The 8,597-nt window shown below is 69.3% G+C and carries 9 protein-coding genes; 4 read left to right on the plus strand and 5 right to left on the minus strand.

Going from position 1 to position 8,597, the window contains the following annotated elements:
• The first annotated feature begins 935 nt into the window (after positions 1 to 935).
• Positions 936 to 1,355: a hypothetical protein gene (locus EV643_RS45760; protein ID WP_238165692.1), complete on the plus strand. Its 420-nt coding sequence runs from the start codon at positions 936 to 938 to the stop codon at positions 1,353 to 1,355.
• 129 nt (positions 1,356 to 1,484) lie between these two features.
• Here EV643_RS45760 and valS read toward each other — a convergent pair whose 3' ends face one another.
• Positions 1,485 to 4,028, minus strand: coding sequence for a valine--tRNA ligase (valS, locus tag EV643_RS20490; protein ID WP_133801700.1), 2,544 nt, complete (start codon positions 4,026 to 4,028; stop codon positions 1,485 to 1,487).
• A 74-nt stretch (positions 4,029 to 4,102) separates the two neighbouring features.
• Between valS and EV643_RS20495 the strand changes: the two genes are divergently transcribed.
• The 3 genes from EV643_RS20495 to ndk are packed head-to-tail and all read left to right on the plus strand — an operon-like array spanning position 4,103 to position 6,256.
• Positions 4,103 to 5,464, plus strand: a complete 1,362-nt coding sequence (locus tag EV643_RS20495; RefSeq protein WP_133801701.1) for a bifunctional folylpolyglutamate synthase/dihydrofolate synthase — start codon at positions 4,103 to 4,105, stop codon at positions 5,462 to 5,464.
• Positions 5,461 to 5,796, plus strand: coding sequence for a DUF4233 domain-containing protein (locus EV643_RS20500; protein ID WP_133801702.1), 336 nt, complete (start codon positions 5,461 to 5,463; stop codon positions 5,794 to 5,796). The genes EV643_RS20495 and EV643_RS20500 overlap by 4 nt, the downstream gene beginning before the upstream one ends.
• A gap of 49 nt (positions 5,797 to 5,845) precedes the next feature.
• Positions 5,846 to 6,256 carry a nucleoside-diphosphate kinase gene (gene ndk, locus EV643_RS20505; RefSeq protein WP_133801703.1) on the plus strand — a complete coding sequence of 137 codons (411 nt, stop codon included), beginning with the start codon at positions 5,846 to 5,848 and terminating at the stop codon, positions 6,254 to 6,256.
• A gap of 88 nt (positions 6,257 to 6,344) precedes the next feature.
• Here the strand turns inward: ndk and EV643_RS44950 are convergent, their stop codons facing one another.
• From EV643_RS44950 to EV643_RS20520, 4 genes are read right to left on the minus strand one after another with little or no spacing between them, the layout of a single operon-like run.
• The gene (locus EV643_RS44950) at positions 6,345 to 6,815 is read right to left on the minus strand and encodes a glycosyltransferase (protein ID WP_202869647.1); all 471 of its coding nucleotides are present in this window, start codon (positions 6,813 to 6,815) and stop codon (positions 6,345 to 6,347) included.
• Positions 6,712 to 7,503, minus strand: coding sequence for a glycosyltransferase family protein (locus EV643_RS20510; protein ID WP_202869648.1), 792 nt, complete (start codon positions 7,501 to 7,503; stop codon positions 6,712 to 6,714). The genes EV643_RS44950 and EV643_RS20510 overlap by 104 nt, the downstream gene beginning before the upstream one ends.
• The gene (locus tag EV643_RS20515) at positions 7,504 to 8,289 is read right to left on the minus strand and encodes an alpha/beta fold hydrolase (RefSeq protein WP_133801704.1); all 786 of its coding nucleotides are present in this window, start codon (positions 8,287 to 8,289) and stop codon (positions 7,504 to 7,506) included.
• Between the two features lie 5 nt (positions 8,290 to 8,294).
• Complete coding sequence (locus EV643_RS20520; protein WP_133801705.1) at positions 8,295 to 8,594, minus strand: acyl carrier protein; 300 nt, start codon at positions 8,592 to 8,594, stop codon at positions 8,295 to 8,297.
• Positions 8,595 to 8,597: the final 3 nt, after the last annotated feature.

Genomic DNA, 8,597 nt, shown 5'->3' on the forward strand with positions numbered 1-8,597 from the left:
CCCCGGCTCCACCCTTCCCGTCCCCGGGCGCGCCCGTCCCGGCCCCATCTCCACCGGCGGTCGTCTTGTCCCCGCCGGCAGAACCCGCAGCACCAGTCCCTCCCGCCGAAGCCGCCGCGCGGGCGTCGGTGGCGGGCGTGTCAACGGGACGGCTGGTTGGTGTGCCAGCCGGGCCGGTGGTTGGTGAGGTAGCGGGGCTAGCGACCGGTGGGGCAGCGGGGCTGGTTGGTGACGCGGTTGGGTCGGTGGGTGATGTGCTGGCCTTGGCGGTGCTGGTCGGCTCACTTGGTCGTCGCCCGGAGGGCGCGACGCCGGACCCCGCAGAAGCGCTTGCACCTGCGTTTGCGGAGGCAGCTGCTGCGGCGGTCGTGGCGGGCTTGGTGGGTCCGTCGGCGGAGGTGGTGGTGCCTGGTCCCGTGGTTGGCGCGGGGCCGGTGCTAGTGCTGGCTTCGCTGGTCGCGGGGCCGGTGCTGGCTTCGCTGGTCGCGGGGGTGCCCGCGGTGGTGGTCGGCGTGGTGCTGGGGCCGGTGGCGGTTGGCTGGCCGCTCGGCGGGGTGCTGGGGCCGGTGGCGGTTGGCTGGCTCGGTTCGCCGGTCGGCGTGATGTCTGCCCTCTCCCGCGCTGCTTTGCTGGCAGCGGTTGGTGTTGCTGCACCCGGGGTGGCTGGCCGCTGTGTGTCCGCAGCGGGTGCGGGGGTTGAGGAGTCGCCCGTGGGGGTGGGCTTGGCCTGGGGGCGGAGCGGGGTTTGTGGGGGAAGCGGGGTCTGGGCGGGCATGGGCGTCTGCGACGGCATGGGGGTGGGCTTGAGCGCTGCGGGCCGTGCTGACTCCGCGGCCGGGGGAGTGGGCTCAGTTGCCGGGCGCGCGGCCGTTGAGGTTGCTTCGGCTGCCGGGGGCGCTGGGGTGGACGTCGCTTCCGCTGCCGGGAGAGCTGCCGTGGGGGTCGCTTCCGCTGCTGGGGTCGCGGTTGTCGGAGTCGCATCCGGTGCCGGGCTGGCGGACTCGGCTGCTGGGCTGGTGGATGGCGCGGCGGGTGGGGTGGGAGTGGTGGACTTCTTGGTGGCGGTGGTCTTTTTGGTGGGGCGGCGGCGGGGGGTCTTCTTGGCGGGTGGGGTGGGGGCGGGCTGGTCCTGGGGGGCGGGTGCGGGGGGTGTGGCCGGGGTGCCGGCCTGGTCCTGGGGAGTGGACGGGCTGGAGGGCTGGTCTTCGGGAGTGGACGGGGTGCCAGCCTGGTTGTGGGGGGTGTTGCTGGAGGGCTGGGTCGCGTCGCTCATCGGGGGTGCTCCTTGGGACTGGCCTGGGATCGCCTGGGTCGCCCTGATGGTTCCATATCGGGCGGCTGGTCTCGCAGCGTAGCTGTTGGTGTGAAACCAGTAGCGTCCGCCTCCCGAGTAGGGACGGACGCTGGCGAGCCGGTCGGCTGGGAAAGGCAGTAGCGTCCGCCTCCCGGGTGGGAGACGGACGCCAGCGAGCCGATCGGGTGGATCAGAGGGTTGCGACGACGGAGACGGACTCGGCGGTGTCGTCGGGGCTCCAGAGGATCTCGCCGGTGATCCGGCCGGCGGCGCGGAGGTCGGACTCGGCGCGTTCGGCGAGGGCGAGGCGGGTGGCGGGGCCGGCCACCTCGACCTTGGAGACCTCGGTCTTCATCGAGACCTGGGCGGTGGACTTGGCGCCGCGGATCCCGGCGAGCACCTCGGCGACCGCGTCCAGGACGGCCGGGTCCTGGTCGGTGACCGCGAGGTCCGTGTCGGGGACCGGCCAGCTGGTCCGGTGGATCGAGCCCTCCTGCCACCAGGACCAGACCTCTTCGGTCGCGAATGGCAGGTACGGCGCGAGCAGGCGCAACTGGACCGACAGGGCGACAGCGAGTGCGGCCTTCGCCGAAGTGGCGGCGGCTTCACCCTGTCCGCCGTACGCGCGCTCCTTGACCAGCTCGACGTAGTCGTCGCAGAACGTCCAGAAGAACCGCTCGGCGACCTCGAGCGCGCCGGTGTAGTCGTACCGGTCGAAGGCTGCTGTGGCCTCGTCGACTACCGAGCGGAGCCGCTGCAGCATCGCCAGGTCGACCGGCACGGTGACGGCCGACGGGTCGATCGTGGTGGCGCCGAAGCCGAGGACGAACTTGGACGCGTTCAGCACCTTGATCGCGAGCCGGCGGCCGACCTTCATCTGCGACTCGTCGAACGGCGAGTCCAGCCCCGGCCGGGCCATCGCGGCGCGCCAGCGGACCGCGTCCGAGCCGTACTTCTCCAGGATCTCGGACGGTACGACCGCGTTGCCCTTGGACTTGGACATCTTCTTGCGGTCCGGGTCGACGACGAAGCCGGAGATCATCGACCGCGCCCACGGCAGCGTGCCGTTCTCGAAGTTGGCCCGGACGACGCGGGAGAACAACCAGGTCCGGATGATCTCGTGCGCGTGCGTGTTCAGGTCCATCGGGAAGGTCCGCTGGAACAGGTCGTTGTCCCGCTCCCAGCCGCAGACGATGTGCGGCGTGAGCGACGAGGTCGCCCAGGTGTCCATCACATCGGGGTCGGCCTCGAACCCGCCCGGCTTGCCGCGCTGCGACTCGTCGTACCCGGACGGCGCCTGCGAGGTCGGATCGATCGGCAGATCCTCTTCGCGCGGCAGCAGCGGGTGGTCGTAGTCGGGCTCGCCGCTGGCGTCCAGCGGGTACCAGACCGGGAAGGGGACGCCGAAGAAGCGCTGGCGGGAGACCAGCCAGTCGCCGTTCAGGCCCTCGACCCAGTTCAGGTACCGGTGCTTCATGTGCTCCGGGACCCAGGCCAGCTCGTTGCCCCGGTCGATGAACTCCGCCTTGAGATCCGCGTCCCGGCCGCCGTTGGTGATGTACCACTGCCGGGTGGAGACGATCTCGAGCGGCTTGTCACCGTTCTCGTAGAAGTTCGCCATTCGGGTGGTCGGCTTCGGCTCGCCGTCCAGGTCGCCGCTCTCGCGCAGCTTCTCGACCGTCAGCTCGCGCGCGCTGAAGATTGTCTTGCCCGCCAGCTCGGCGTACAGGTCGGAACCCTCCAGCCAGGATGGGGTCTCGCGCAGCAGGCGGCCGTCGCGGCCGATCACCGTGCGGACCGGGAGCTGCAGCTCGCGCCACCACTGGACGTCGGTGAGGTCGCCGAAGGTGCAGCACATCGCGATACCGGCACCCTTGTCGGGCTCGGCCGCCGGGTGCGGCAGGACCGGGACCTCGACGTCGAACAGCGGTGTCTTGACCGTCTTGCCGAACAGGCCCTGGTACCGCTCGTCGTCCGGGTGGGCGATCAGGGCGACACACGCCGGGATCAGCTCGGGCCGCGTGGTCTCGATGTGGACGGGGCCGTGCTCGGCGTGGAAGGCGATCCGGTGGAAGGCGCCGGGGTAGTTCCGCGCCTCCAGCTCAGCCTGGGCGACCGCGGTCTGGAACGTGACGTCCCACATCGTCGGCGCCTCGGCCAGGTAGGCCTCGCCGCGGGCGAAGTTGCGCAGGAAGGCCCGCTGCGACGTCCGCCGGGAGTCCTCGGAGATCGTCGTGTACAGGTACGACCAGTCGACGCTCAGACCGACCTGGCGCCACATCGCCTCGAACGCCTGCTCGTCGATGTGGGTCAGCTCGCCGCACAGGTCGACGAAGTTCTGCCTACTGATCGGGACCTGCTTCTTCGGGTCCGGCTTGGCCGGTGGCTCGAACGACTGGTCATAAGGCAGGGACGGGTCGCAGCGGACACCGTAGTAGTTCTGCACCCGGCGCTCGGTGGGCAGACCGTTGTCGTCCCAGCCGATCGGGTAGAACACCTTCTTGCCCCGCATCCGCTGGAAGCGCGCGACCAGGTCGGTGTGGGTGTAGCTGAAGATGTGCCCGACGTGCAGCGATCCGGAGACGGTCGGCGGCGGGGTGTCGATCGAGTAGACGTCCTCCCGTGAGGCCGTCCGGTCGAAGGCGTAGGTCTCCTGCTCCTTCCATACCGCAGCCCACTTCTCCTCGAGGCCTTCGAGGGTGGGCTTGTCAGGAACACGGGACGTATCGGTCATGCGCACAATCGTAGTGGTTGTCAAGGGGTGCTTCCGACCGGTTATCCACAGCCCTCACTAGACTCGGACTCCTGATGAGCGATCTCACGTACGCCGAGGTGTCGGCGAAGCTCCAGGCGCGCTGGCCGGAGCACAAGATCTCACCCACGCTGGACCGGGTCCGGCGGCTCACCGAGCTGCTCGGGGATCCGCAGAAGGCGTACCCGGTGATCCACCTGACCGGGACCAACGGCAAGACCTCCACGGCGCGCATGGTCGACGCCCTGCTGCGCGAGGCGAACCTGCGGACCGGCCGGTTCACCAGCCCGCACCTGGAGTCGGTCCGGGAGCGGATCACCCTGGACGGCGAACCGATCAGCGAGGAGCGCTTCGTCGAGGCGTACGCCGAACTCGAGCCGTACCTGGACGTCGTCGACGCGGAGTCCGAGCACCCGCTGTCGTTCTTCGAGGTGATCACCGGGATGGCGTTCGCGGTGTTCGCCGACGCCCCGGTGGACGTGGCGATCCTGGAGGTCGGCCTCGGCGGCACCTGGGACTCCACCAACGTCGCCGACGCGGCCGTCTCGGTGATCACCCCGATCGCCGTCGACCACGCGCACCTCCTCGGCGGCGACCCGGTCACGATCGCGGGTGAGAAGGCCGGGATCATCAAGCCGGGCGGTACGACGGTGATGGCGCAGCAGAGCCTCGAGGTGTTCGAGGTGCTCCTGCGCCGCGCGGCCGAAGTCGGCGCCCAGGTCGCCCGCGAAGGCATCGAGTTCGGCGTGATCAGCCGGTCTGTGGCGGTCGGCGGCCAGTTGATCTCGGTCAAAGGCCTGGCCGGCGAGTACGAGGACATCTTCATGCCCCTGCACGGCGAGTACCAGGCGCACAACGCAGCCACCGCACTCGCTGCGGTCGAGGCGCTGCTCGGCGCCACCGAGCAGACCGAGGGCCGGGTCACCACCGAACTCGTCCAGGCGGGCTTCGCCGAGGTGACGAGCCCCGGCCGGATGGAAGTGGTCCGCACCAGCCCGACGATCATCGTGGACGCCGCGCACAACCCGCACGGCGCCGAGGCGACCGCCGCGACCGTGTCCGAGGCGTTCGCGTTCCAGCCGCTGATCGGCGTACTGGGCTGTATGAAGGACAAGGACGTGTACGGCGTGCTCGAGGCGTACGAGCCGATCATGGAAACCGTCGTCTGCACCCGCAACTCGTTCGTCCAGCGGTCGATGCCGGCCGAGGAACTCGGTGAACTGGCGATCGAGGTGTTCGGCGAGGACCGGGTCCTGGTCCGGCCGAACCTGGTCGACGCGATCGACGACGCGATCCGGCTGGCCGAGGAGAACGCGATCGCGCTCGGCACCGGCGGCGTACTGATCACCGGATCCGTGATCACCGCCGGCGAGGCCCGCAAACTCCTCGTCCGCCGGCCGAAGGAGAAGACCTCATGAGGTCGCTGGCGTCGATCGTGCTCGGCTTCGAGTCGATCGTGATCGCGCTGTCCACGATCGTGATGATCTCGATCGCCGACGTCGACCCCGCTGTCGCGCTGTCGGTGTGCCTGGGGCTCGCGGCGCTGGCGATCGTCGCGACCGGGCTGCTCCGCAACCAGGTCGGCTACGTCCTCGGCTGGATCGTCCAGGCCGGCGCGATCGGCCTCGGCTTCGTCGTACCGGTGATGTTCGTGCTGGGGCTGGCGTTCGGCGCGTTCTGGGTGATGGCGATCGTGCTCGGCCGCCGGATCGAGGAAGCCAAACGCGCACATCAGTCCCAGGCCGGTTAGGCTCAGCCGCCCAAGGCCCGCCCGTCGAAGAGATAGAGAGAGAAGAGATATGTCGCAGCGCACCCTCGTCCTGCTGAAGCCCGACACGGTACGCCGTGGTCTGGTCGGCGAGGTCCTCGGCCGGTTCGAGGCGAAGGGACTGAGCATCGTCGCGATGGACCTGCGCACGATCGACGGCGACCTGGCCGACCAGCACTACGCCGAGCACGTCGAGCGGGACTTCTACCCGCCGCTGCGCACGTTCGTCACCAGTGGCCCGCTGGTCGCGCTGGTGCTCGAAGGTGACGAGGCGGTCGAGGTGGTCCGTGCGCTCAACGGCGCCACCGACGGCCGGAAGGCGGCACCCGGCACGATCCGCGGCGACCTCTCCCTGTCCAACCGCGAGAACCTCGTGCACGGCTCGGATTCGCCCGAGTCCGCCGAGCGCGAGATCAAGATCTGGTTCCCCGACCTCCCCTGAAGCCCTAGTGCCCCGTTAGCGTCCGAAGAACCGAGCGCTATGGCCCACAGAGCGCTATGGCCCTCAGTTCTTCGGACGCAACGAGGTGTCAGCGGGCGAGCAGGTTGACGAGGCGGTCGGCGGCGGTGCGGGTGCCGCCGGCTGAGTGGAACGATCGGGCGATCCGCTCGGCCGCCGCGCGGTAATCGGCCTCCTGATCCAGGACGGCCTCGATCGCGGCCGCGAGTTGAGCGGCGCTGACCCGGCCGAACCGGACTCGCACACCGGCCCCCGCGTCCGCCACCTGCCCGGCAACGATCGGCTGGTCGTCCCGAATCGGCGCCACCACCAACGGCAATCCGTGCCAAAGCGTCTCGCACACGGTGTTGTGCCCCGCGTGGCACACCACCGCGTCGACCCGTTCCAGCAACGCCAGCTGTGGCACGTGATCCCGCACGAGAATGTGGTCACGACCCTCAGCACCGAGCACGCCCGCCGGATCCACCACGATCGCGCGGACCTTCCCGGCCAACCCGGCCAGCGCCTCGACCGCAGTACGAAGGAATCGCTCTCCCAGCATCGTGGTTCGCCGTACCCAACGACACCAGCACCGTCGGCGTCCCGTCCTCGAACCACTCCCACGGGAAATCCGACGAGGCCGGCCGCGCACCGATCGAGGGCCCGACAAACCACACCAGCCGATCGGCCAGGTCGACCGACCCGACCAGTTCGCTGGTAGTAAACGCCAGTACGCCGTGCGGTGAGAACCGCGGATCCGCAGTACCGACCCCACCCGCGATCCGCCCACGCAGCTCGCCCAGCAACCCGTCCAGCCAAGCAGCCACCTTCGGCATGCTCGCCAACGGATCCGTCAGCTCAGCCGACGTCGTCGCCGAGGTCACCCACGTGAGCCCGAGCTGGTCAGCGATCAACCCACCCGCGATCGCCTGCTGATCCGCGACCACCACATCCGGCTCGAAAGACTCAAGAGCCGAACGCACCCCGCCCGCCATCGCATCGGCCAACGGGATCAACACCTGCTCCCACAGGAACTGCAGCGCGGCCGGACCCTTCAACTCCGGCGGCCGCTCAACCTCGACAGCATCGCAATGAAAGACCGTCGCGGACGAGCCCACCAAAGCCCGCACCAGCGAACCATGACCAGCCCACGCGACCTCATGACCTCTGGACGTGAGCTCAGCACCCAGCCCGACGGCCGGATTGATGTGCCCCACCAGCGGCGGTACGACGAACAGGAAGCGCGCCACCTACTCGGCCTCCACCAACGACTGTTCCCGGACCCAATCGAGCACCAACGCCGACACCTCACCGGTCCGCTCGATCAGCACCGAATGCCCTTGGTCAGGCAGTACGACGACCCGGCAGCTGGCCAGATTCGCCTTCAGGAAATCGACCTGTTCCATCAGCACCGACTCGTCGCCGTACAGCGCGAGCACCGGGCACTTCAGGTCGGCCAGCCCCTCCTCGATCGTCCGGCTCACCAGCACGTCCTCGGCGATCGTTGTCAGCTGCAACAACTTCGCCGCACCCCGGGACAACCGGGCGGTGTGCCCGCCGCGAGCCTCCCGGATCAACTCGATCGTCTCCTCCTGGGCCAGCCACGGTTTCGCCCGTGCCAGCCCGTCGCCGAGCCGTTGCGTCCACGATTGGACCGGCGGCTCGGCCTCGATCGCGGTGATGCTAGCGACCAGCGAGGGATGAGCAGCCGCGAGGCCGAAGGCGATGCTGCCGCCGTACGAGTTGCCGACCAGATGCACCGGCTGGGCGACTTCCAACGCAGTCAGCAGCCCGGCCAGATCGTCGACGTGCTGCTCGAGCCGGTAGCCGGTGGCCGGCCGGGTCGACCGCCCGTGACCGCGCAGGTCGTACATGATCACGTCCAGCCCCGCGGCGGCGAAGGCCGGCCCGAGCGTGAAGTAGTAGCTGGCCAGGCTGTCGTACAGCATCCCGTGGATCAGTACGACGATCGGCGCCGGACCCTCAGGGGACAGACGCTGGACGTGGAGGTCGATTTCGCCGACGCGGATCTGCATGGGAGTCAGTCCACGTTCCGCAGGGCGGTGAGCACGAACTCGACCAGCTCGCCGACAGTCAGCGCGATGATCTCCTCCAGCTCCTTGTCCGCGATGAAAGCGGCGAAGTTGATCCGGCCGCCGTAGTGCTCGCGCAGTTCCCCGGACAGGCTGACCAGATCGATGCTCTCCAGCTCCAGATCGTCGTGGAACTTGGTCGCCATCGTGATGTCAGCGTCCTCCAGCCCGTACTCCTCGAGCAGCCCGCGCAGCATCGCCGCGATGTCCGCGAGGACGGTCGCCCTATCAGCCTGAATCACAGTCATTGC

Origin of the sequence: Kribbella caucasensis (assembly GCF_004361855.1) — a bacterium.
Taxonomy (GTDB): Bacteria; Actinomycetota; Actinomycetes; order Propionibacteriales; family Kribbellaceae; genus Kribbella; species Kribbella caucasensis.